The 23,967-nt window shown below is 42.5% G+C and carries 25 protein-coding genes and 1 pseudogene; 21 read left to right on the top strand and 5 right to left on the bottom strand.

All coding sequences use genetic code 11. The features are described from left to right. The first annotated feature begins 253 nt into the window (after nt 1-253). Both CLHUN_RS18305 and nrdG read left to right on the top strand, forming a co-directional pair. Nucleotides 254-2,563 carry an anaerobic ribonucleoside triphosphate reductase gene (locus tag CLHUN_RS18305; RefSeq protein WP_080066070.1) on the top strand — a complete coding sequence of 770 codons (2,310 nt, stop codon included), beginning with the start codon at nt 254-256 and terminating at the stop codon, nt 2,561-2,563. A gap of 74 nt (nt 2,564-2,637) precedes the next feature. After that, entirely contained in the window at nt 2,638-3,147 is a 510-nt protein-coding gene (nrdG, locus tag CLHUN_RS18300; RefSeq protein WP_080066069.1) for an anaerobic ribonucleoside-triphosphate reductase activating protein, read from the top strand. A 124-nt stretch (nt 3,148-3,271) separates the two neighbouring features. Here the strand turns inward: nrdG and coaW are convergent, their stop codons facing one another. Beyond that, nucleotides 3,272-4,114, bottom strand: a complete 843-nt coding sequence (gene coaW, locus CLHUN_RS18295; protein ID WP_080066068.1) for a type II pantothenate kinase — start codon at nt 4,112-4,114, stop codon at nt 3,272-3,274. Between the two features lie 27 nt (nt 4,115-4,141). After that, the gene (locus CLHUN_RS18290; protein ID WP_080066067.1) at nt 4,142-5,779 is read right to left on the bottom strand and encodes an OPT/YSL family transporter; all 1,638 of its coding nucleotides are present in this window, start codon (nt 5,777-5,779) and stop codon (nt 4,142-4,144) included. Between the two features lie 529 nt (nt 5,780-6,308). Here CLHUN_RS18290 and CLHUN_RS18285 point away from each other — a divergent pair. The 13 genes from CLHUN_RS18285 to CLHUN_RS18225 all read left to right on the top strand — a co-directional run bounded on the left by CLHUN_RS18285 (nt 6,309) and on the right by CLHUN_RS18225 (nt 16,740). Continuing rightward, on the top strand, nt 6,309-7,076 hold the full coding sequence (locus tag CLHUN_RS18285; protein WP_080066066.1) for an NYN domain-containing protein: 768 nt from the start codon (nt 6,309-6,311) through the stop codon (nt 7,074-7,076). Between the two features lie 88 nt (nt 7,077-7,164). Then, nucleotides 7,165-7,521, top strand: coding sequence for a YlxM family DNA-binding protein (ylxM, locus tag CLHUN_RS18280; protein WP_080066065.1), 357 nt, complete (start codon nt 7,165-7,167; stop codon nt 7,519-7,521). Nucleotides 7,522-7,544: 23 nt separating this feature from the next. Next, the gene (ffh, locus tag CLHUN_RS18275; RefSeq protein ID WP_080066064.1) at nt 7,545-8,897 is read left to right on the top strand and encodes a signal recognition particle protein; all 1,353 of its coding nucleotides are present in this window, start codon (nt 7,545-7,547) and stop codon (nt 8,895-8,897) included. A gap of 195 nt (nt 8,898-9,092) precedes the next feature. Next, the gene (gene rpsP / locus CLHUN_RS18270; RefSeq protein WP_080066063.1) at nt 9,093-9,338 is read left to right on the top strand and encodes a 30S ribosomal protein S16; all 246 of its coding nucleotides are present in this window, start codon (nt 9,093-9,095) and stop codon (nt 9,336-9,338) included. A 236-nt stretch (nt 9,339-9,574) separates the two neighbouring features. Next, nucleotides 9,575-9,805: a KH domain-containing protein gene (locus CLHUN_RS18265; protein WP_004627144.1), complete on the top strand. Its 231-nt coding sequence runs from the start codon at nt 9,575-9,577 to the stop codon at nt 9,803-9,805. A 140-nt stretch (nt 9,806-9,945) separates the two neighbouring features. Continuing rightward, nucleotides 9,946-10,458, top strand: a complete 513-nt coding sequence (gene rimM, locus CLHUN_RS18260) for a ribosome maturation factor RimM (RefSeq protein WP_080066062.1) — start codon at nt 9,946-9,948, stop codon at nt 10,456-10,458. Beyond that, nucleotides 10,458-11,165, top strand: coding sequence for a tRNA (guanosine(37)-N1)-methyltransferase TrmD (gene trmD / locus CLHUN_RS18255; RefSeq protein ID WP_080066061.1), 708 nt, complete (start codon nt 10,458-10,460; stop codon nt 11,163-11,165). The genes rimM and trmD overlap by 1 nt, the downstream gene beginning before the upstream one ends. Before the next feature lie 209 nt (nt 11,166-11,374). Continuing rightward, complete coding sequence (locus CLHUN_RS18250) at nt 11,375-12,541, top strand: ABC transporter substrate-binding protein (RefSeq protein ID WP_080066060.1); 1,167 nt, start codon at nt 11,375-11,377, stop codon at nt 12,539-12,541. A gap of 149 nt (nt 12,542-12,690) precedes the next feature. Then, entirely contained in the window at nt 12,691-13,575 is an 885-nt protein-coding gene (locus CLHUN_RS18245; protein ID WP_080066059.1) for a branched-chain amino acid ABC transporter permease, read from the top strand. Between the two features lie 3 nt (nt 13,576-13,578). Continuing rightward, on the top strand, nt 13,579-14,547 hold the full coding sequence (locus CLHUN_RS18240) for a branched-chain amino acid ABC transporter permease (protein WP_080066058.1): 969 nt from the start codon (nt 13,579-13,581) through the stop codon (nt 14,545-14,547). A gap of 1 nt (nt 14,548) precedes the next feature. Beyond that, the gene (locus CLHUN_RS18235) at nt 14,549-15,334 is read left to right on the top strand and encodes an ABC transporter ATP-binding protein (protein ID WP_080066057.1); all 786 of its coding nucleotides are present in this window, start codon (nt 14,549-14,551) and stop codon (nt 15,332-15,334) included. Further along, nucleotides 15,327-16,031, top strand: a complete 705-nt coding sequence (locus tag CLHUN_RS18230; RefSeq protein ID WP_080066056.1) for an ABC transporter ATP-binding protein — start codon at nt 15,327-15,329, stop codon at nt 16,029-16,031. Before CLHUN_RS18235 ends, CLHUN_RS18230 begins: the two co-directional genes overlap by 8 nt. A gap of 67 nt (nt 16,032-16,098) precedes the next feature. Beyond that, nucleotides 16,099-16,740 carry a CBS and ACT domain-containing protein gene (locus CLHUN_RS18225; RefSeq protein ID WP_080066055.1) on the top strand — a complete coding sequence of 214 codons (642 nt, stop codon included), beginning with the start codon at nt 16,099-16,101 and terminating at the stop codon, nt 16,738-16,740. A gap of 155 nt (nt 16,741-16,895) precedes the next feature. Here CLHUN_RS18225 and CLHUN_RS18220 read toward each other — a convergent pair whose 3' ends face one another. From CLHUN_RS18220 to CLHUN_RS18210, 3 genes and pseudogenes are all read right to left on the bottom strand, one after another. Next, nucleotides 16,896-17,273 (bottom strand): MmcQ/YjbR family DNA-binding protein, encoded by a 378-nt coding sequence (locus tag CLHUN_RS18220; RefSeq protein WP_080066054.1) that lies wholly within the window; start codon nt 17,271-17,273, stop codon nt 16,896-16,898. Nucleotides 17,274-17,278: 5 nt separating this feature from the next. Continuing rightward, complete coding sequence (locus CLHUN_RS18215; RefSeq protein WP_080066053.1) at nt 17,279-17,614, bottom strand: hypothetical protein; 336 nt, start codon at nt 17,612-17,614, stop codon at nt 17,279-17,281. Between the two features lie 53 nt (nt 17,615-17,667). Then, a pseudogene (locus CLHUN_RS18210) lies at nt 17,668-17,997 on the bottom strand (transposase); the annotation flags it as partial. Between the two features lie 568 nt (nt 17,998-18,565). On the opposite strand from CLHUN_RS18210, the gene CLHUN_RS18205 reads away from it, so the two are divergent. From CLHUN_RS18205 to CLHUN_RS18180, 6 genes are all read left to right on the top strand, one after another. Continuing rightward, on the top strand, nt 18,566-18,730 hold the full coding sequence (locus CLHUN_RS18205; RefSeq protein WP_422785069.1) for a YezD family protein: 165 nt from the start codon (nt 18,566-18,568) through the stop codon (nt 18,728-18,730). A 152-nt stretch (nt 18,731-18,882) separates the two neighbouring features. Then, complete coding sequence (locus CLHUN_RS18200; RefSeq protein ID WP_340148344.1) at nt 18,883-19,788, top strand: radical SAM protein; 906 nt, start codon at nt 18,883-18,885, stop codon at nt 19,786-19,788. Between the two features lie 70 nt (nt 19,789-19,858). Continuing rightward, nucleotides 19,859-20,242 carry a NifB/NifX family molybdenum-iron cluster-binding protein gene (locus tag CLHUN_RS18195; RefSeq protein ID WP_080066051.1) on the top strand — a complete coding sequence of 128 codons (384 nt, stop codon included), beginning with the start codon at nt 19,859-19,861 and terminating at the stop codon, nt 20,240-20,242. A gap of 12 nt (nt 20,243-20,254) precedes the next feature. Continuing rightward, nucleotides 20,255-21,133: a nitrogenase iron protein gene (gene nifH, locus CLHUN_RS18190; RefSeq protein ID WP_080066050.1), complete on the top strand. Its 879-nt coding sequence runs from the start codon at nt 20,255-20,257 to the stop codon at nt 21,131-21,133. A gap of 28 nt (nt 21,134-21,161) precedes the next feature. Continuing rightward, a complete protein-coding gene (locus CLHUN_RS18185; protein WP_080066049.1) occupies nt 21,162-22,643 on the top strand; it encodes a nitrogenase component 1 in 1,482 nt (493 codons plus the stop codon). After that, entirely contained in the window at nt 22,627-23,943 is a 1,317-nt protein-coding gene (locus CLHUN_RS18180) for a nitrogenase component 1 (RefSeq protein WP_080066048.1), read from the top strand. The genes CLHUN_RS18185 and CLHUN_RS18180 overlap by 17 nt, the downstream gene beginning before the upstream one ends. Nucleotides 23,944-23,967 lie beyond the last annotated feature (24 nt).

Raw genomic sequence — 23,967 nt, 5'->3', positions numbered from 1 at the left:
AAATATATAATAATACTGTTAATGGCCTGGTATTAAAAATATACATAATTCTGCTGTCTATAAATTAAAAACAGTTTCGGAAATACCTGAAATATATATATAATACCGGCTATAGCCGGATAAACGTTCAGCCAACTGAATAGAGAGAGAACGGGCATAACGTGTAGGGATTGGGCAATAGGCTATTGCTCATATTATTTTGCTGTTTTTAGGAAATGCTATGTAAAAATTTTAGAGGGGTGGCAAGTTACAAATGATTACCAAAATCAAAAAGCGTGACGGAAGGGAAGTGCCTTTTAACATCGAGAAAATCGCCAGTGCTGTTTTCAAGGCAGCCAGTGCAACAGGCGGAAAGGACTACAAAACAGCCATGGATTTGGCTGAAAGAGTTGTAGACCATATTGAAGAAGCAATGGATAAAAGAGTACCGGATGTTGAAGAAATCCAGGATGCGGTTGAAAAGGTTTTGATTGAGACCGGTCATGCAAGAACTGCCAAGGAATTTATTCTGTACAGAGCTGAGAGAACCAAGGTTCGTGAGATGAACACCCGCCTCATGAAGGTATACGAAGAACTGACCTTTAAGGATGCCAAAGATAATGACTTAAAAAGAGAAAACGCAAATATAGACAGTGACACTGCAATGGGCACCATGCTCAAGTACGGCTCGGAGGGAGCAAAGCAGTTTTATGAAATGTATGTATTGAGACCTGAGCATGCAAAAGCGCACAACGAAGGCGATATTCACATTCATGATCTGGACTTTCTCACTCTGACCACAACCTGCTGCCAGATTGATATCGTCAAGCTTTTTAAAGGAGGCTTCTGCACAGGACATGGCTATCTGAGAGAACCAAATGATATAAACAGCTATTCCGCCCTTGCATGTATAGCTATCCAATCAAACCAGAACGACCAGCACGGCGGTCAGAGCATACCAAACTTTGACTACGGTATGGCCCTGGGGGTAGCCAAAACCTTTGAAAGAGGCTATAGGCAAAATTTGAGGAAAGCCATTGAGCTGCTGCTGGACAAAGACTTGGAGACTGAGATAAACTCGGTAAGTGAAATTTTATACAAGGAACACAATTTGAAGCCTCTGCTTAACAGGATGGAGGCATATATCAAGGCAGAAAAGAAGTATATGCTGCAGTATGCCGGAGATGAAGGTCTTCTGAGCAAGGCACAGGCCTTCGCCGTTAAAAAGACTGAAAGCGAAACAGACAGGATAACCTTTCAGGCTATGGAGGCCTTTGTCCATAATCTCAATACCATGCACAGCCGAGCGGGAGCCCAGACTCCTTTCAGTTCCATAAATTATGGCACCGACACCTCGCCGGAGGGCAGGATGGTAATAAAAAACCTTTTACTGGCTACCGAAGCCGGCTTGGGAAATGGAGAAACACCAATTTTCCCAATACATATATTCAAGGTTAAAGACGGAGTCAATTACAAACAGGGCGATGCCAATTATGATTTGTTCAAGCTGGCATGCCGTGTAAGTGCAAAGAGGCTTTTCCCGAACTTTTCCTTTATTGACGCACCCTTTAATCTCAAGTATTACAAGGAGGGAAATCCTGATACCGAGATTGCGTATATGGGCTGCAGGACACGAGTTATCGGAAATGTATACGATTCCTCCAGGGAGACGATATTTGGCCGGGGAAACCTGAGTTTTACCACTGTAAACCTGCCAAGGATTGCTCTGAAAAGCAATAAGAACCTGAATATGTTCTTTGATGAACTGGATAAGAAGGTTGATCTGGTTATAGACCAGCTTTATGAAAGATACCTGATACAGGCCAAAAAGAGGGTTAAGAACTTTCCGTTCCTTATGGGCCAGGGGGTATGGCTGGATTCAGACAAGCTGGACTGGGAGGACGAGGTTGGCGATGTATTGAAGCATGGTACTTTGACCGTTGGCTTCATAGGTCTGGCAGAATGCCTGAAGGCTCTCACCGGGAGACATCACGGAGAGTCCGAGCAGGCGCAGAACCTTGGCTTGGAAATCATCGGCTATATGAGAAAGAGGATGGAGGAGGCCAGCCAGAAATACAATATGAACTTCAGCCTTATTGCAACTCCTGCGGAGGGAACCTGCGGAAGGTTTATAAAATATGATAAAAAGCTGTTCGGCACAATTGAAGGAGTTACTGACAGGGAATATTACACAAACAGTTTCCATGTACCGGTATACTATAAAGTAAATGCAATTGAAAAAATAAGGCTGGAAGCTCCTTACCACGAAATGACAAATGCAGGACATATTACATATGTTGAGGTGGACGGTGATCCTTTAGACAATCTGGACGCCTTTGAGAAGATTATCAGGGCAATGAAGGAATCAGGAATAGGCTATGGTTCCATAAATCATCCTGTGGATCGTGATCCGGTTTGCGGGTACACCGGCATTATTGGAGAGAGCTGTCCAAGCTGCGGAAGACAGGAAGACGACAGGAAATTTGAGCGCATCAGACGTATTACCGGCTATCTGGTGGGAACCCTTGAACGCTTCAATGATGCGAAACAGGCCGAGGTCAGAGACCGGGTAAAACACATGTAGTGCAAAGCCACGTGTAATGCTATTTTACAGGCTTACTGCAAACAGGATGCATTCACTCCTGGGGAGGATGACAAATGAAGGTACTGCTGAGAACAGCCGGAATCATAAATGAATCCATTGTTGACGGGCCGGGTATACGTTTGGTGGTGTTTGCACAGGGCTGTTCACATAACTGCGCCGGTTGTCATAATCCCCACACCCATTCCTATGACTCCGGAGAATTGATGGAAATAGACGCAATATTAAATGCAGTCAGAAACAATCCATTGCTTGACGGTATAACCTTAAGCGGAGGAGACCCTTTTGAGCAGGCGGCAGCCTGTGCATTGCTTGCCGGTGAAGTAAAAAAGCTGGGCCTGAATGTAATCACATATACCGGGTACACCTATGAACAGCTTCTTGACCTTGCCGTGCAAAGAGAGGGCTATGAGGAACTGTTGAAAAACACCGATTTGCTTATAGACGGCCCCTTTGTTTTAAAGGAAAAGAACCTTTTGCTGAGATTCAGGGGTTCTGAAAATCAAAGAATAATTGATATGAACAGAACCAGGTCCGAGGGCAGGTTGGTATTGGCAGAGCTGTAGCAGGAAAATGCAGTATAAGAGTATATACAGAAATATTTAAGAGAGGTGAGCGCCCTTCCGGGACAACACCTCTCTTTTGTTTTTCCGTATGCAGCCGGGCTATGACACATTTTAAAAGGCTTCTTTAAAAAACTTCTTTAAAGGCAACCTTCTGCTTAAAGCAGATAGCCGCACCCACCGCAGTTGCAAATTCGGCATTGGAGGGTGTCTGGAAATTCACGTCATAAAGCTTGCTGAGCTGGTCAAAAATAAAATCCGCCTGTGGTACGTTGGTCAGGTTTCCGGTCAAAACAACATCCTTTATTTTGTCAATCCTGGTATTGAAAACCGCAAGCATGCCTATGGTCTGAAACACAAGGTTTATTATGCCCATGGCCAGATCAGCCTTGGTAACCAGGTCGCTGATTTTGCCGAAGTTTGAAGCGGTAGTCTCGCTGGGCAGCGTTTCTAAAGCTTCCTTGGAAATATCGCCTATGGTAAGGTCCACGTGGGAAAGATCACCGCCGTTTGCAGCTTCTATCAACTCATCGAAATGCCGGACGTTGAGCATCCTGTTTGAAAGTCCCAGAAGAGTACCGCCGCCCACGCCGGTACCGCCCAAATGCACTGCGGTATCGTTTTCAGCCTTCACCAGAGCTGTTCCTGTTCCCATACTTACAATTATAGCTTTATTGAGGCTGCTGAGAAAAAGTCCTCCCAGGCCTATTGCCATAAATTCGTCCACTTTTCCGGTGGGAATTCCGAAAAGCCTGTTGTTTATGAATGAGGAGCCTACTCCTGTTATCATAATTCTTTCTATGTCCTCAATTTTTAACGAATGAGTATTGAGAAACTTGCCGAAAGCACCATAAACAGATGCAATGGGATCATTTGCACGTACAAGCAATGGCGTTATCATTGTTTTTCCGTCAAAACCCACTATCTTTGTAGTACTTCCTCCGATATCTATACCGATAACCTTACCCACAAAACCACTCCCTTGTATATAGTAAAATCATGAGCCTGTAAACATTCTGGCAAGAGCTATGCCCACACCTGTAATACCTTCTCCGCCCAGCAGACCTGAAGCGGCGACATTGCCGGTTTCAGCAGTGCTTTTTCCGCGTACTCTGTCACTGATAAAACGGATGGCACCCCCAAGGAAAACTGCGGAGGAAATGGTAAAGGGAATAAAAATACCGATTCCCAGTGTTGCTGCAGGGAGACCCACAAGATACAATACAGCACCTGTCAGAGCTGCTATGCCAAATACAACCGGACTTCCGATACCGTTTATCATTGCGGTCACTCCCACGGCCTGACCAGCCGGAAGAGCGGTGTCCGGGCCTACTTCACCAAACTGATTGATAATGGCAAATAAAGAAACCGAGGCAATAACGGTTCCAAACACACCTCCCACAATCTGGGAAATAAGCTGTGCCTTGGGATTGGTGCCCAATACCTGACCGGCCTTGTAATCGTTGAAAAGGTCTCCTGAAAAACCGCTGGCTACTGCGACGCAGGCTGCAATCATCAGGGCGTCTGCGGGTTCAACCTTTATGAAAATCCTCACTCCCAGGAGTACGATTATTCCGAAAATCTCCATGGGATTTATTCCTGTCTGTCCTGTGATGGTTGCAGCCATTATAGAAACGATAAACACACCTGCAATCAGCAAAACAGAGGGAATAACAGCCAGACCGCCTGCAACGGACAAAATGAAGGCCAGAGCGGTGGCAGCTATTATTAAAACCCTGCTGTAGTCAAAAAATTTCTTTTTATTCCCTTCAGGACGGAGCTGCATATCCTTTTTTTCAGTAAGCAGCCTTTTAACTCCTGAGATAAGGATTCCTGCAATGACACCAAGTCCTGTTCCCACAAGCAAGCCTACACCGGCATTGATTTTAAAAGCCGAGGCAGCAGCCTCATCGGCAAAAAGTCCAAGCCTTGGTCCGAAGGGAACCAGAAAGGCATTGGCTATCAATGCACCCAAAAACCACACTCCAGTGTACAGGGAGCCCAATATATAGCCCATACCTACCGCCATAGGTGAATTCCAGATGCCCAGGGAATCCTTGAACATAAAAGCTTCCGGTACAACTTTCAACTGGTCTCTGAGAAAGGTGTACACAGTGGAGGCTGCCATTGTTCCAAAGAGGACCAGGGATTTTTTCCCGCCTTCATCGCCAACCTTGATGGTTTCAGCCGCTGCCTGTCCTATGGGGTAAGGCAGGGCATTCTTTACGATAAACCTGTATCTTAAGATATAGGAGGTCACACTTCCCAGCAGCATACCCGCACCGGCTATCAATAAGACCTTCAGATAATTGTCTGAAAAATTGTCCGCGCCCTTCCAAAGTCCCAGTATCCAGAGACCCGGAAGTGTAAAGGCAAGACCGCCTGCTACCATGGCACCGGCAGACATGGCAGTTTGGGTTATATTAATTTCATTATTGGTGGTCTTCCCAAAAAGCTTCAGTAGCGCCATGGAGAGGACCGCAACAAATATTGTGGGCCAGGGGAGGGCGCTCATTCTTAAAGCGACATACATGGAGCTTGCCGTAATAATGCATGAACCGATGGAGCCGATTAATAAGCTCCTTAAGGACAGTTGCTCCACACCTAAAAATTTTCTTTCCTGATTATTATTCAAAATAAAACCTCCTCACAGATAAATATAAAAAACATTTACACCTGCAAGCCTTTACATTAATTCAGTACCCACTGAACCTATTATCCCATGAATTAAGTAATCCATATGTATTATCTGCAATAAATCAAATAAATTTATATGTTTGAAAATAATTTTAAAGCTGAAAAATAATTAATGGAATTATAAATAGAAATACTGAAAATATGCTAAAAGGCACAGAAGGGAAGTGCTAACTTGATACAAAATAGAAATTGTTCATAAAATCTACCTCCGTTCTCATTCCACAAGGGATATAAGTCGTCAAAACCACGGGTATACAGCTTGTACCGGATTAGTCTGGTTTCAGAAGAATACCAGCTATTACAACATGATAACATATTAACAATCTCCCTGCAATAACTTCCAATTGACTTTAACGCAATAACGTAATATGGTTTCATTTAAGAAATATTTTGGATACAAAATAAAATATGGTAGTATATAGGTAAGTACACTAAAATGTTATAAAACGAAAGGAGTTTATTAAGAAATGAATTCAAATGAAATGAGGCTTGCAGTGCTAATTGACGCTGAAAACGTACCTTACAGCAATATCAAGGGTATTATGGAGGAGATAGCCAAGTATGGAATACCTACCATTAAGAGAATATATGCTGATTGGACAAAGCCGACAGTTTCAGGCTGGAAAAATGTACTTTTGGAAAATGCCATTACTCCTACACAGCAATACAGTTACACTTCAGGTAAAAATTCATCGGACTCTGCCATGATAATTGACGCAATGGACATATTATATTCCGGACAGGTTGAAGGCTTTTGCATAATATCAAGCGACAGTGACTTCACCAGACTTGTTACCAGACTGAGAGAAGCCGGCAAGAAGGTTTTTGGAATAGGGGAAAGAAAGACCCCCAGTCCTTTTATTTCTGCCTGTGATAAATTTACCTATATAGAAATAATCAGCGGAGCTTCACAGACAAATAATAACTTTGATAACTGTGTCAAAAAGGATGAAGTTGCAGAGAAAGAGCCTAAGGGCAATACAGTTTCCATCGGAAAGGACATAATCAACCTTATATCGGTTTCAATACATGATGTTGAGGACGAAAACGGCTGGGCCTTCCTTGGGGATGTGGGGAATCTGATTATAAAGAAACAGCCGGATTTTGATCCCAGAAACTTTGGCTTTTACAAGCTTACCCATCTTATAAGAAAATTGAAGGAATTTGAGATTGAAGAGCGTGACACTAATAATTCAAAGATAAAGCATATATATGTCCGCAATAAAAGCAAATAATATGTAAAGTAAAAATACTTGACAACCTTTGTTTGATGTTTTAAACTATGTTAGTAAAGTCAATTACCATGGTCTGAAAGGCAAATGAATGGATAAAGTATATGAAACCTCTCTGCTGCTTGATTTTTATGGTCTGTTGCTCACACAGAGACAGTATGAGATTCTTGACCTGCATTACAATAACGACTTTACTTTGTCGGAGATTGCCGAACAACTGAACATCAGCAGACAGGGCGTTTATGACAATGAAAAGCGCGGCAGGGCATTACTCAATGAATATGAAGAAAAGCTTGGACTGCTGAGTAAATTTGCACAGCAAAGAAAAAAAGCGGAACAGGTTTGGCATTTGGTTGAAAATATCGGGACAAGCGGGCTTGACCAGCACAACAGGGAAATTGTAGAGCAAGTCAAACGTGAACTGGCAGAGCTTGTAAACAGTATATAGATGGTAGTATTGGAGGTTTTGGGATGTCGGTTTTTGAGGGTTTATCAGGAAAGCTCCAAGAGACAATTAAAAAAATCCGTGGTCAGGGCAGAGTATCCGAAAAAGACGTAAAGGATATGATGAGAGAAATCAAGCTCGCTCTGCTTGAGGCTGACGTTAATTTTAAAGTTGTTAAGGATTTTATAGGCAAGGTTTCAGAAAGGTGCGTAGGCTCTGATGTGCTGGAAAGCCTTACTCCGGGCCAGCAGGTTGTCAAGATAGTTCATGAGGAGCTTATAGAACTCCTTGGAAGGGAACAAAGCAAGGTTACCTTTGCTCCAAAGCCCCCCACTGTATTTATGATGTGCGGACTTCAGGGTTCAGGTAAGACCACTACCTCCGGAAAATTGGCAAGCCTTATGAGAAAGCAGGGAAAAAACCCGTTGCTGGTTGCCTGCGACGTATACAGGCCTGCGGCTATTAAACAGCTTCAGGTTGTTGGAGGACAGTTAAACATACCTGTTTTCACTTTGGAGAACAATCAGAATCCGGTGGAAATTGCAAGGGAGGCTGTCAAATACGCAAGCCTGAAGCAGCACGACCTGGTTATTCTGGACACCGCCGGACGGCTTCACATTGATGAAAAGCTTATGGATGAACTGCTGAATATAAAAAAATCGGTAGTTCCTCATGAAATACTGCTGGTGGTTGATTCCATGACGGGGCAGGATGCTGTAAATGTTTCAGAAAGCTTCAATGAAAAGCTTGGAATTGACGGTATCGTTCTTACGAAGCTGGACGGTGACACAAGAGGCGGAGCTGCGCTTTCAGTAAAAGCAGTCACCGGAAAGCCCATAAAGTTTGCAGGTATGGGTGAAAAGCTCAGTGATATTGAGCCCTTTTTCCCTGACAGAATGGCCTCAAGAATTCTTGGAATGGGTGATGTGCTCAGTCTTATTGAAAAGGCCCAGGAAGCATATGATGAGAAAAAGGCAATTGAGCTGGAAAAGAAAATGCGAACCATGCAGTTCACGCTGGAGGATTTCCTTGAACAGATGCAGCAGATGAAGAAAATGGGTCCCCTGGGGGATATTCTCGGCATGCTGCCCGGTGTTGATGCAAAGGCACTGAAAAATATAGATGTGAGTGCAAACGAGAAAAACATGGTCAGGATGGAAGCTATTATCCAATCCATGACCAGGAAGGAAAGAAATGATCCTTCCGTACTGAACGGCAGCCGCAGGAAAAGAATAGCAGCGGGAAGCGGCACCACTATTCAGGAGGTAAACCAGTTGCTCAAGCAGTTTGAAGAGATGAAAAAGATGATGAAAATGATGAGTGACATGGGTAAGCGCGGTAAAAAAGGCGGTTTTGGAAAGTTTAAAATGCCTTTTTAATAATAAGGAATGACCAAATAATAAATTCCTATTCTTGAACGGCTATTTTCCGTCATTACTGCGTTGTCGTTGGTTGCAATACGGTCGGTATTGTGCCCTCCTCCGCCTTGTACTGACGAAAAATCTCTCACTCAAGAATCTGGTTTTATTATTCGGATATCCCTAATTATAATCCTTTAAAGGAGGTGAAAATAAATGGCAGTAAAGATACGTTTAAAGAGAATAGGTGCCAAGAAGAACCCTTTCTACAGAGTAGTAGTTGCTGATTCAAGATATCCCAGAGATGGTAGATTCATTGAAGAAATAGGTACTTACAATCCTGTTGTTGAACCTGCTCAGGTTAATATTGATTCTGAAAAGGCTCAGAAATGGATAAAGAATGGTGCACAGCCTACTGATACAGTTAAGTCACTTCTCAAGAAGCAGGGTATAATCGGTTAACCGGTTACGGGGCATAGCGGAGGTTAAGGTTTAACCTCCTATAGTACCTTTGATGCCTTGCCGGCGGAAGTTCGGCTTGAACATTGCTTAAAAACCAGGCTTTAAATGAATATGTTGAAAGTGCACATGGCCGGTTAGCCTTCTTTATTCGCTTTTACAGCAAATGGGAAGGAATGATTTTATCTGCTTTTGGTCAAAGTGCGGCTCAGAGCCATAACATGGCTTAGGAGGTTAATATGAAATTATTGCTGGAGAATATTGCAAAAGCTCTTGTGGATTATCCTGACGAGGTTTTTGTTAATGAAATTCAGAACGAGAAGTCCATCATACTTGAACTGAAAGTTGCCAAGGATGATATGGGAAAAGTAATAGGAAAGCAGGGCAGAATTGCCAAGGCTATCAGAACTGTTGTCAAGGCTGCGGCTGTTAAGGACAACAGAAGAGTTGTTGTAGATATCATACAATAATGAAATTAAGGGATGGAATTCCTGAAATAAAAAAGAAGGGGGCTTATGGCCTTTTTCTTTTTTAAAATACCGTTTTTTATGGCGCCGGCAACGGCAGGCAGTGCCGGTACGGGGCAAGAACTGAAGGGTGGCGGAGTAGCATGTTAGCGGAATATTTGATAGTTGGACAATTGGTAAATACTCATGGAGTCAAGGGAGAATTGAAGTCAACAGCATTGACGGACGATCCCCAGAGATTTAAAAAGCTTGAATGGGTTTATATAGATAAAAACGGCAGCCTTGAAAAATATGAACTGGCGGGAGTAAAGTTTTTCAAACAATTTGTTATCATTAAGTTCAAGGGTGTTGACAGTATAGAAGCAGCAGAAAAATTGAAGGGCATGTATTTGAAGATTGACCGGGAAAATGCCATAAAGCTTCCCAAGGATTCCTTCTTCATTACAGATTTGATAGGCTTGAGCGTATATGACGAGAAGGAAACTCTCTTGGGAAAGCTGAAGGATGTCATTCAGACCGGCAGCAATGATGTATACGTGGTCAGGGATGATGCAGGAACGGAGATATTGATTCCTGCACTTAAAAGTGTTGTAAAAGAGGTTCTGTTGGATGCAGGAAGAATATCAGTTATACTGCCGAAAGGATTATTGGATTGATGAGATTCGATGTGCTGACGCTTTTTCCTGAAACCTTTTCACTTGTGATGAAGGAAAGCATCATAGGAAGGGCGCAGGAGAAGGGCTTGATTGAGGTTAATGCCGTTAATATAAGAGATTATACCAGAGATAAGCATAGGAAGGTTGATGACTATCCCTTTGGAGGCGGCAATGGAATGGTTATGATGTGCCAGCCGATGTTTGACGCTTACAGGGCTGTTACTGAAGGTTTGCAGACAAAACCGAAGGTGATTTACATGAGCCCCCAGGGGCGGGTGCTGACACAGAAAGTAGCCGTAGAGCTTTCAAAGGAAGAGCATTTGATATTGCTCTGCGGACATTATGAAGGTATAGATGAACGTATAATTGAGGAATTGGTTGATGAAGAGATTTCCATAGGGGACTATGTACTCACCGGCGGGGAGCTGCCTGCAATGGTGCTTATAGACTGTGTAAGCAGGCTTGTCCCAGGGGTCTTGTCAAATGAAGGTTCCTTTAGTGAAGAGTCACATTTCAACGGTCTTCTGGAATATCCCCAATACACAAGGCCGGCTGAATATGAAGGAAAACAGGTTCCTGAAATACTTTTGTCAGGACATCATGCAAACATTCAAAAATGGAGGAGTGCCCGGTCCCTGGAGCGCACCAGAATCAAAAGACCTGATCTGTATGAAAATCATATAAAAAGTTCGGAAGGGAAAATTTGATTCTATGCCGGGCTGTACATAAAAACAATGGTTTTGGCACAGAATGTATAATACGGACAATATAAACTGATGATAAAATTTTAAATAATAATTCACGGCACTGTTGGATTAACTTGCTAAAGCGGTGCATTGACAAGCTGTTAAAAAGATACTAGAATGAAAAAACAATATTCTATAAAAAATTACAGAAAAAAATAGGGGGATTTGTTATGAAGAAAAAGCTTAGTATGCTGCTCGCCGTTGGCCTCCTGGTTTCGGGAATAACTGCGTGCGGAGTTAAATCTGAAGGTAGCCAGGCCAATGCAAATGAAATCAAGATTGGCATAAACTATGAATTGTCAGGCGGAGTTGCTTCATATGGGCAGAGTTCAGTTGACGGAATAATGCTGGCAATTGATGAAATAAATGCAGCAGGAGGAATTGACGGCAAAAAGCTGGTTCCCGTAAAATACGACAATAAGTCGGAACCTGCAGAAGCTGTTATTCTAGCAAACAAGCTGATATCACAGGACAAGGTTCTTGCAATACTGGGACCTGCAACGTCAGGCTCCTTTAAATCTGAAGTATCAGTTGCCGAAAAGAAAAAGGTTCCTGTAATAAGCGGTTCAGCTACAGCCGATGATGTTACTGTAGACAAGACAGGCAAGAAGGACTATGCCTTCCGTATTTGCTATACCGACTCCTTCCAGGGAACAGCTATGGCAAACTTTGCCTCACAGAACTTAAGTGCAAAGAAGGCTGTTATAGTAAAGGACAGCTCAAGCGACTATGCAAAGGGACTTGCCGAGAACTTTATAAAGACCTTTAAGGATGCGGGCGGCACTATTGTGGGTGAAGAAGCCTATGTAGCAAAGGACAAGGATTTTAACGCAATATTGACCAAGATAAAGGATCTTGATTTTGATGTTATATATCTGCCGGGCTATTATGAGGAAGCAGGTCTGATTATAAAGCAGGCTCGTGCTCTGGGAATAGACAAGCCTATTCTTGGTGCGGACGGCTTTGATTCTCCTGATTTGACAAGCTTAGCCGGAGCAGGTGCACTTAGCAAGGTATATTTTACAAACCACTATTCATCCTTGGATAAGGACCCAACCGTTATTAAATTTATTGATGATTTCAAGAAAAAATACAATAAAGAGCCCAACGCCTTCCATGCCTTGGGATATGACCTTGCAAAATTTTTAGCTGATGGTATTAAGAGAAGCAAGAGCCTTGACAGTGAGGCATTAAAGGAAGCGCTTGCTTCAACCACGGATTTCACAGGTGTTACCGGTTCCTTCAGCATTGATGAAAACCACAATCCGGTAAAGGCTATCGTAATAGTCGGCCTTGAAAATGGTGTTCAGGCCACAGCCGTAAGAAGCGGAAAATAGTCTTACCGCATTTAAAAGTTAAAAACTATAAATAGGAGATACAGTATTTATAGTAATATAAGCTTAGTTTTACAATGGAGTAGGGGGGATAAATATATCGCCCTTACTTCTATGTATAAACCAATAGACCGGTATGAGGGGGAAGTGAATTGGAGAATTTTTTACAGCAGGTGATTAACGGAATATCCCTTGGTAGTATATATGCATTAATAGCATTGGGTTACACCATGGTTTACGGTATTATAAAACTAATAAACTTTGCACACTGTGACGTATATATGCTTGGTGCATATATCGGTTACTTCTGTATGACTTCGCTTAAGCTGGGTTTTTTCCCATCCATGGTTATAGCAATGCTTGTTTGTACGGTTATCGGCGTGCTTATTGAGAAGATAGCGTACAAGCCCTTGAGAAACGCTACAAGAATAGCCGTATTGATCACTGCAATTGGAGTATCACTGTTTATAGAGTATGGAACCATGTTTTTCGTAAAGGCAAATGTACGCGCATATCCTGAAATGACAGGTTTTCTGGCCAAAAGCTTTGCGGTTGGCGGTTTGAAGATTACAGCACAGCAGATATTAATAGTCATAAGCACCATCATATTAATGGCCATGCTGCAGTTTATCGTCAAGAAAACAAAAGTGGGCAAGGCAATGAGGGCAGTATCTCTGGACAAGGACGCTGCGGAATTAATGGGAATCAATGTGAATTCAACAATTTCCTTTACTTTTGCTATCGGTTCCGCATTAGCCGGAGCGGCAGGAGTGCTTGTGGGTATCTATTACAATTCCATTGATCCTCTTATGGGGGTTATACCAGGACTTAAAGCCTTTGTTGCAGCAGTTTTCGGCGGCATAGGCATTATTCCGGGCGCCATGATAGGCGGGTATTTTATCGGAACAGTTGAAGTTTTCGTATCGGGATATGGTAACTCGTTATATAAGGATGCGGTTGTGTTTGCAATCCTTATATTGATTCTTATTGTTAAGCCGGCTGGTCTGCTTGGCAAAAATACCAAGGAGAAGGTGTAATCAATGAAAAACATATTTAAACATAGTGCTCTTCAGAAATTTATTATGATTTTGATTACTTATGCAGCAATTCAGGGACTCATATCTGCCGGTATCATTGACGATTACCTGCAGGCTACACTGGCTACTATTTGTATCAATATTGTTCTGGCCGTCAGCTTAAATCTCATAACAGGCTTTACAGGACAGTTTTCTTTGGGGCATGCCGGTTTTATGTCAATAGGTGCTTATGTGTGTGCGATTATTACCATAAATAATCCTACTGCTGTGGGCTTTATCATGGGTATAATTGCAGGAGCCATAGCCGCCGCATTGATCGGTGCTGTTGTTGGCCTTCCCACACTCAGGCTGAGGGGGGATTACCTGGCAATTGCAACACTTGGCATGGCTGAAATCATAAAGATAGTATTCCTTAATCTGGAAATTACAAATGGCGCCGCAGGTCTTCAAGGCATTCCCCAGTTTGTTAACTGGACCTGGATGTTTGTTTTTACCGTGGCTACGGTATTGATAATAACCAACTTCCTGAAATCCTCCCACGGACGTGCCTGCATATCCATCAGGGAGGACGAGATAGCCGCCGAATCCATGGGTATAAATACCACCAAATACAAGGTTATTTCCTTTACCCTGGGCGCCTTTTTTGCCGGAATAGCAGGAGGCCTTTATGCATCCTTTTTCTTCTTCCTGAAGCCTGACCTGTTTGGCTTCCTAAAGTCGGTGGATGTGCTGGTAATCGTGGTTCTTGGAGGCCTGGGAAGCATTTCAGGTTCAATAATAGCGGCTGTGCTGCTGGCTGTCATATCTATGTTTTTACAATCCTTTTCAGAAGTCCGCATGATAATATATGCTTTATTGCTTATCATATTAATGTTGTTCAGACCACAGGGATTAATGGGTTCAAAAGAAATATCACTGTCTGTGTTTAAAAAACTTGGGCTCAAATCCAAAACCCGGAAGGAGGAGTCATGACATGGCTATATTAACTGTAAAAGATTTGACTAAATCCTTTGGCGGCTTGACTGCGGTTTCAAAAGTGAATCTTGAGTTGGAGCAGGGTGAGCTGATAGGTCTCATAGGCCCCAATGGAGCCGGAAAAACCACTGCCTTTAACCTTCTCACAGGTGTATATGAACCTACTTCGGGTTCCATTACACTGACCAAAAACGGGGTGTCAAAAGAAATTCAAGGCATGAAGCCATACGCCGTCTGCAAGGACGGCCTTGCAAGAACCTTTCAGAATATAAGACTTTTCAAGGACTTGACAGTTTTGGACAATGTCCGGATTGCCATGAATCAGAATGTAAAATATGGTTTGATATCCTCATTTCTTCACCTTCCTTCGTATTTAAGGGCTGAAAAGGAGCTTGAAAGAAAAAGTATAGAGCTGCTTAAGATATTCCACCTGGAAGGTAAAAAAGATGAGCTGGCCAGAAACCTGCCCTACGGCGAACAACGCCACCTTGAAATAGTGAGGGCACTTGCCACGGAACCTTCCGTACTTCTGCTGGATGAGCCTGCTGCGGGCATGAATCCTGCCGAAACGGCACAATTGACAGATTTGATACAGTATATAAGAAAACAGTTCAAGCTTACCATTCTTCTCATAGAACACGATATGTCCCTGGTAATGAAAATCTGTGAAAGGATTTATGTGCTGGACTATGGTCAAGTCATTGCCAACGGTACACCGGCAGAGATAAGGACAAATAAGCGGGTCATAGAAGCGTACCTGGGAGAGGAGGTCGACAATGCTTGAAATTAAAAATCTGGATGTTCACTTCGGTGTTATTCATGCATTGAAGGACATTTCACTGACCGTTGAGCAAGGTGAAATAGTAACACTTATAGGTGCCAACGGAGCGGGTAAGACCACCGCCCTGAGAACTATTTCAGGCTTGAAGAAGCCTACCAGGGGTTCAATTATTTTTGAGGGCAGGGATATAACCTCCATTTCTCCTCAGGACAGAGTAAAAATGGGAATATGCCAGGTACCTGAAGGCAGAAGGGTTTTCTCAACCATGACGGTGCTTGAAAATCTTGAACTGGGTGCGTACCTCCGAAAAGACAAGGCACAAATAAATAAGGACCTGAATATGATATATGAACGCTTTCCCATCCTGGAAAAGAGAAAGAAGCAGGCTGCCGGAACTCTTTCCGGAGGCGAGCAGCAAATGCTGGCGATGGGACGTGCGCTCATGAGCAGTCCAAGAATGCTTTTTCTGGACGAGCCGTCAATGGGACTTGCGCCCTTGTTTGTAAAAGAGATATTTGACATAATTAAAAGTATAAATCAGACTGGAACCACAATCCTGCTGGTTGAACAAAATGCCAGCATGGCGCTTCAGATAGCAAACAGAGCCTATGTAATGGAAACCGGCTCAATTGTGCTGACTGGTACGGGCAATGAATTAATGCAGAGCGATGAAATCAGAAAGGCATATTTAGGAGGCTAGAAAATGAAAAGACACAATTGTTTTTTCATTACTATTTGAGCGCTGTGGGCGCAGATAGGAGATTATTATGTTTGTTAAGAACAAAATGACTTCAAATCCTTTTACTATATCACCGGCGCAGACAATTCCAGATGCGCAGGAAATAATTAAAAATCACGGCATTAAACGCCTTCCTGTGGTAGAGAACGGGAAGCTGGTAGGAGTTGTATCCCGTGGGGATATAGTCAAGGTTTCTCCCTCAAAGGCAACGGCCTTAAGCATGGGTGAAATTACTTATCTGCTGGCTAAAACCAAAATCAGCAGTATTATGGCAAAAAATCCCGTCACTGTTTCACCCAATGCTCTTCTGGAGGAAGCGGCGCTGCTCATGAGAGATAATGATATAGGCTTTCTTCCTGTAGTTGAAAATGATAAGCTGGTAGGAATTATAACCGAGGGGGACATTTTTGATTCCTTTATAGAGCTTCTGGGCTTCAGAGAACCTGGCACCAGAATGACTATCGAGGTTGAGGATGCACCTGGCATGCTGTCCATGATAACAAGTACCTTTGCCAAATTCAATGCGAACATAACCCATGTGGCGGTCTACAGCAGCGCTTTTGGAAAAAGCAACGTAGTCATCGGCACAAATTCCCTTAACACCGGAGACATTGAAAAGTACATTGACCAGCAGGGCTGCCGGATTATTTATAAGCTTCAGAACAAATAAGGCAAATGAAAATGAAACATTGAGGTAATGGACCTGACGGTATGCACGGGGTACATTGCCTCTTTTTTTTATTAAGCCCTGTTAGATAATATTGTTGTTTTTATACCATCAAATGGGATGTTACCCCATATAAAAGATTATTGATAGAGAATTATCTATTTTGTAGGTACTTCTAATAACTCTTTTTGTGTCTTTCGAGGCAATTTCCTTACTACAGTTGAGTAAGAATGGTCTATCATCTTCTGCAATTCTACATCGGGAATTACGCCATCAAGATAAACCGTGTTAAAATATGGTTGTTGTATAGGGGGACAATGATAACCTCTGACAACTATATTTGGATATAAGTTACGATAAATTTCTCCTGTCGCCATATCGCAGTTGAGTGTAATTTTGTAATCATCTTTACTGGGATACATTTGTGCAAACAATCTCTTTTCAACCTTTACACAAATAGGCATATCACCAAAAGGAAACTCAATATAAGCACCTGTCTTTGATAAGCAATAGTTTAATATTTCATCTGTTGTCATAATACCTATTCACTCCAATTAAACTGCTCGTCAGGAATTCCCATGGAACGGCATTCTTTAAGAACTGCTTCTTTCTCAACTGCATTTCCAATTTCATATTTAAGGACTTTATTTTTGAAAACAATGGATTTTGTATTATCACATTTCATGTCGGCAAACCAACCGTCAATAAGTGCTTTTGAAAGTTTTTCAGGAAAATCACTTTCATTGGATTTGAAAAATACCATTGTCCAATATTTGATGGTTTCATTTGTTTTCCAAATTTCAACTTTATCAATTTTCAAACAATCTAAAATCAATTCATCTGTTAAAGTCTCTTTAATTATTGCTCCTTCGTACATTTTGTCCTCCTCGCAAAATATAAATATCTGTACTTTAAGTTTATATAAATATCAATGGCTATACATTTGGCATATCCGAGCCATTTAACTAAGGGCAATTTTGAATTTGCCAGGGCAGAGAGTGAAAAGTCATTAAAGGTCTTCCCACAGACTTTGCATCCGAAACGTTGGCGACCATTTAGTTTCCCATGTTTGATAATTCTTTCATTCTTGCAGTATGGACATACAGAACCATTCGCAAATCTTGATTCTCGGAAGTCTTTTGGTAAATTACGAGTTATAGTATTTATAGTCATAATTTCACAAATATAATTAAACAAATCATGTAGTTCATACTCGGCTAATTTGGCTATATCTGTTTTAATTGTTGATACTGATGGCATTATTACTGCTCCCAACATAGTAATATGGTAATTATACCACAAACCGAACATATGTTCAATAACCAACAATTATGTCTAACAGAGCTTTTTATTAAAATCAACTCGTTGTGCCAGCGGTTTTTAACAGATAAGTCTGCAAGTCCCGGGAGGACGATTTTAAAAAAATATAAAAAATCCCTTATAAACTATTGACATTTTTTCTCAGTAGTAATATACTCATAATAACATATAAAACATATATGAATTATCGTTTTAATAGGATTTTTCGTAAGTTATCTGGTTGTGCCAGTTAATAAAGTTTTTAACTGGCACAACAGGTTAAGTTATCTATAATTAACTTTCGCAGTTATTTTATTGATTTGCCGGATAGGAAATTATTGCAGAATTAAAACTTTTTCCAACCAAGCATTGTTCTCTCTTAGTATTGTTGTTGTTTTTGATGCATTTAACACAGAATTTTCATACGTCAATATTTGATATTAAACAAGGCAATAAATGCTGGCTGCGAAAGTTGATTATTTTTTTAGTGAAATCCAAGTTTCAAGAAGCGGGTGAAGGTGGTGCTAAAGTGAGTATAACACAGGAAAGTCAGTCAAAGGTACCAATCACAAAAGAGGATATTGAAAAATTGTGTGAAATGGCAAAAACCCTGAAATACGGTTCAATAACACTTGTTTTTCAGGACGGAACACTCATCCAGATCGAAAAGAATGAAAAAGTAAGGGTTAAATAACTACATAAAAACAAATTTATTGTTTTAGTTGACTAAAGATATTAGAGACTAGGTTAAGCCGAAATGCCGGCTTTGCTTGGTCTTTTTTATTTTTAGCTTTTAAAGGCCCTGGAAATCATTAAAAATCAGGAATTCTTAAAAAGGTGGTATTTATGGAACACAGCACAGTTAACCTGACAGTAATGAGCAATAAGGAAGGGTATGACCACTTAAGGAAGAAACACCCATGCTTTAGCGGCGAAGCACATTTTATTCATGGCCGTATACATTTGCCGGTAAGTCCCATCTGCAATATTCACTGCAGGTTTTGTAAAAGGAGCCTGAACAAGACAGAAAACCGCCCGGGAGTGGCCTGTAAAGTGCTGACTCCTGACGAAGCACTGAGGACATTGGAAAAGGCTTTACTGCTTTGTCCCGAGCTGACTGTGGCAGGAATCGCAGGGCCGGGAGATGCCCTTGCTACAACCGATGCTCTGGAAACCTTTGAGCTTATTGAAAAGAAGTATCCCGAGCTGATAAAGTGCCTGAGTACAAATGGGCTTATGCTGTCTGAGAATGCCCGGAGGATAGCGGATACTGGAATAAAAACAATATCTGTAACAGTAAATGCAGTTGAGCCTGAAATATTGGAAAAGATCTGTTCAGGCATATATTACAAAAACGAATACATAACCGGCAGAAAAGCTGCTGAAATCCTGATTGCCAAACAGCTTGAAGGCATCAGGACAATAAGCCGCCTGGAGGTTTTAGTGAAAATCAATACTGTTTTAATACCTGATATAAATCTTTCGCATATAGAGGAAATAGCCAGAGTAACCTCGGAGGCAGGAGCAGCCATGATGAACATAATTCCGTTGATACCTCAGAATGAGATGAGCAGTCATAAGGCTCCTGATTGCACTGAGTTGAATAATGCCAGAGTATCGGCAGAAAAATACCTCCAGGTCTTCCGACACTGCAAGCAGTGCCGGGCCGACGCCTGCGGCATTCCCGGAAGACCTGGCGACCTGTCGGAGTTACTGTATGACCAGCCGTTGGAAACCTTCTCACACGGCTAGTATTTGGAGTCGGACAAAATTGTTTGAGATATGGGGTATAGGCATCTGAAGGAGTAGCTTGGAGGTATTTATGGAATTTAAAATTGCAGTGGCAAGCAGTGACGGAAAAGTTGTAAATCAGCATTTCGGCCACTGCAGGCAATTTATGATATTTGATGCAGATAGTAAAGGCCAATGGAACTTCAGTGAAATAAGGCATACCGTTCCTGCCTGCAGTACAGGAGAGCATAATGAATCGGCCATGGCTGATGTAATCAATGCAATATCCGACTGCAGGATGGTTGTGGTCAGCCAAATCGGCCAGGGTGCCCTGGAGGCTCTGGAAAATGCGGGTGTAAAGGCTTATGTAATACCCGGCTTAATATACTCTGCCCTGAATAAAGTTATAAACCCGCTTATCCATTCTATGGAGAAAGTGGATTATTTAAATTCAGCAGTTAAATTAAAGGATTAAGGAGAGAAATCAATGGCAAAGAAAATCAAGCAGATAGCAATATACGGAAAAGGGGGAATAGGAAAGTCAACAACAACTTCAAATATAAGCGCTGCCCTTTCAGCAGCAGGCTATAAGGTAATGCAATTCGGCTGTGACCCCAAAAGCGACTCAACCAATACTTTAAGAGGCGGCAACTATATACCCACCGTACTGGATACCTTGAGAGAAAAAAATTCAGTGAAGGCACATGAGGTGATTTTTGAAGGCTTCAACGGTATTTACTGCGTTGAGGCCGGAGGACCCGCACCCGGGGTAGGCTGTGCCGGCAGGGGAATAATAACCGCAGTGCAACTGTTCAAGCAGCAGAATATATTTGAAGAACTGGATCTGGACTATGTAATTTATGACGTGCTGGGAGATGTAGTATGCGGCGGCTTTGCGGTTCCAATAAGAGAAGGTATCGCAGAGCACGTATTCACAGTTTCCTCCGCAGATTTTATGGCCGTTTACGCTGCCAACAACCTGTTTAAAGGGATACATAAATATTCAAATTCAGGCGGAGCATTACTTGGAGGCGTAATTGCAAATTCCATTAACGCACCCTATGCAAAGGATATAATTGATGACTTTGTCAAACAGACAAATACCCAGGTGGTTGAATATGTCCCTCGATCGGTAACAGTTACGCAAAGCGAGCTTCAGGGAAAGACTACTATCGAGGCCGCCCCTGAATCAAAGCAGGCAAAGGTATATAAAGCTCTCGCCGCAAAAATAGCGGGACATGAGGAATCAAAGGTTCCGGCACCGCTGGAGGTATCAGAACTGAGAGCCTGGGCGGCAAAATGGGGAGACTACCTGTTGGCCCTTGAAACAGGTGAGGTGCGAACCGAGGCAGTTGGAAATCTTTAAAGTGAAATGACTTTGGGGAGGTAATAATGTGAGCTCAATCAATATAAAAAGCCAAGAGGTTCAAATAAGGGAAGTGCGGCTGGGATCGATTACCGGCTTTGAAGGTACGGCAGGTGAACTTGTAAGGTGTGCAAGGGCAGGCAAGCTTCAGGACAGCGTAAGAAGCTTCAGCCAATGCATGGGTTGCAGTTCAGGAAATGCATTTTGCCAGCTTTCCATGATAAGAGATGCCGCAATTATAAATCATGCACCTGTTGGCTGTTCCGGCGATTTTTTCGGGTTTAACTTCGTATATAGGGTAGGGCAGATGGAAAGAAATCTGCCTCCTGCAACCGGAAGATATTTTAATTCAAATATTGAGGAGAAGGATACTATTTTCGGAGCGACTGCCAAACTTGGTGAAACTGTCCGGCAGGTCTATGAAAGAGTCAAACCCAAGGCCATATTTATTACAACCTCATGTGCATCGGCAATCATCGGAGATGACATAGAAGCTGTTGCCAACCAGATGACCGATGAATTGGGAATACCTGTCATAGGCTGCTATTGTGAAGGCTTCAAATCAAAGATATGGACTACAGGTTTTGATTCGGCCTATCACTCCATAGTAAGAAAGCTGGTAAAACCCCCAAAAAAGAAAACCAACAACGTCAACATTATAAACTTCTGGGGTTCGCATATTTTTGATGAGCTATTGGAGCCTTTGGGCTACAAGGCGGACTATATAGTTCCGTTTTCTACCGTGGCTGACCTGGAATATATATCAGAGGCTGCCGCTACCATTCAGATATGTCCTACACTTGGAACTTACCTGGGGGCTGCTCTTGAGCAGTTGTATGGAGTTCCTGAGATTAAAGCACCTCCGGCTTATGGTATTCCAGGAACTGACGCCTGGCTCAGGGAATTGGGCAAAGTTTTGAAAAGGGAAAAGGAAATTGAGGAGTACATTCAAAAGGAACACAGCAGGGTTTTGCCTATTCTGGAGGAATACAGGAGAAAGCTGCAGGGAAAGACTGCCTATATTACTGCCGGTGCCGCCCACGGGCATGCACTGATTGCCTTGTTAAGGGAGCTTGGTCTTAAGGTTCAGGGAGCGGCAATATTCCACCATGACCCTGTCTATGACAATGCTGATCCTGCTTCGGATGCCCTGGCCCATGATGTGAATACCTACGGAGATGTTCACAACTATAATGTATGCAACAAACAGGCTTATGAACTTGTCAACATATTGAATAAAGTACGTCCAGACATCATGATAGCACGACATGGAGGAATGACATTATGGGGTGCCAAGCTGGGCGTTCCGACACTGCTTATAGGAGATGAGCAATTCGGCTTTGGCTATCAGGGTGTTCTGAACTATGCTGAAAGAATACTTGAAACTATTGATAACAGGGAATTTGTAACCAACCTTGCAAAACACAGCACTATGCCATACACAAAATGGTGGCTTGAGCAAAACCCATTTTCTTTTCTTGGAGGAAACATAGATGTTGAAGTTTATTGAGCAGCCAAGATACTCCTGTGCAATTGGTGCACAGCAGACAGTTGTCGCAATCAGGAGAGGAGTGCCCATATTGCATGCAGGACCCGGCTGCAGCTCCAAGGTCAGCAGCCTCATAGGACAGGGCGAGGGGTACGCAGGCGGCAATACCATACCCTGTACAAATGCGGGTGAAGCCGAGGTGGTCTACGGAGGAGAGGGCAGGCTGAGAAATGTAATAGACGGCGCTTTCAAAGTAATCGACGGGGATTTGTACGTTGTCCTGACCGGATGTACTTCTGATATTGTGGGTGATGATGTGGGAAGAGTGGCAGGAGAATACCGGTCACAGGGGAAGCCCATCGTATATGCTGAAACAGGTGGCTTTAAAAGCAACAATTATAAAAGTCATGAAACTGTTGTTAATGCAATAATCGACCAATATGTGGATGCCTTCAACAAGGGCGGAGCCTTTAAAAAGGGACTTGTAAATGTTTTTGCAACAATTCCCTATCAAGATCCATACTGGAACGGAAATCTTAAAGAAATCAAAAGAATATTGGAAGGAATCGGACTGAAGGTGAACATACTGTTCGGGAATGATTCACAAGGTGTTGAAGAGTGGAAAACCATACCCCATGCCCAGTTTAATATTCTGGTAAATAGCTGGGCAGGACTGGGCATAGTAAGACATCTTGAAGAAAAATACGGCACACCCTATATTCAATTCCCCTATCTTCCAATCGGAGGAATAGAGACTTCAAAATTTCTGAGACAGGTTTCCGGGTTTGGAGAACTGGATGATAAAAAAACCGAGGATTTCATACGTCTGGAGGAGGAGAAATATTACTCCTTTATTGAACGAACGGCAGATTTTATGCTTGAATTCAGGTATGGTATCCCCAGACGGTTTTATACGATATTGGATGCTTCCTATTCCATTGGTTTTTCTAAATTTCTTCTGAATGAGCTGGGCATCCTGCCCGAAAAACAATATGTTATCGACGATACTCCGGAGGAATTCAGGGAGTCTGTTAAATTGCAATTTTCAAAGATATCAGATTTAAGATCTGCTGAGGTTGTCTTCTCAATAGACGGAGGAGCCATTCAGGAGGAAATAAGACAGTCGCCTCCAAAGAACAGGACCCTTATTTTGGGAAGCGGTTGGGAAAGAGACCTGGCAAATGACTTAAAGGCAGATCTTTTGATAATAAGCGCACCGGTAACCTACAGGCTTGTGCTCAACTGCGGGTATGCAGGCTATAACGGAGGATTGAGAGCAATTGAAGACATCTATGACAGGGTACTTAACACATACAGATAGCAAATGGTCATGGTCAATGGTGGC

The sequence above is a fragment of the Ruminiclostridium hungatei genome (assembly GCF_002051585.1).
Lineage (GTDB): Bacteria > Bacillota > Clostridia > Acetivibrionales > DSM-1351 > Ruminiclostridium > Ruminiclostridium hungatei.
This window is presented reverse-complemented; position numbering and strand designations above follow the sequence as displayed.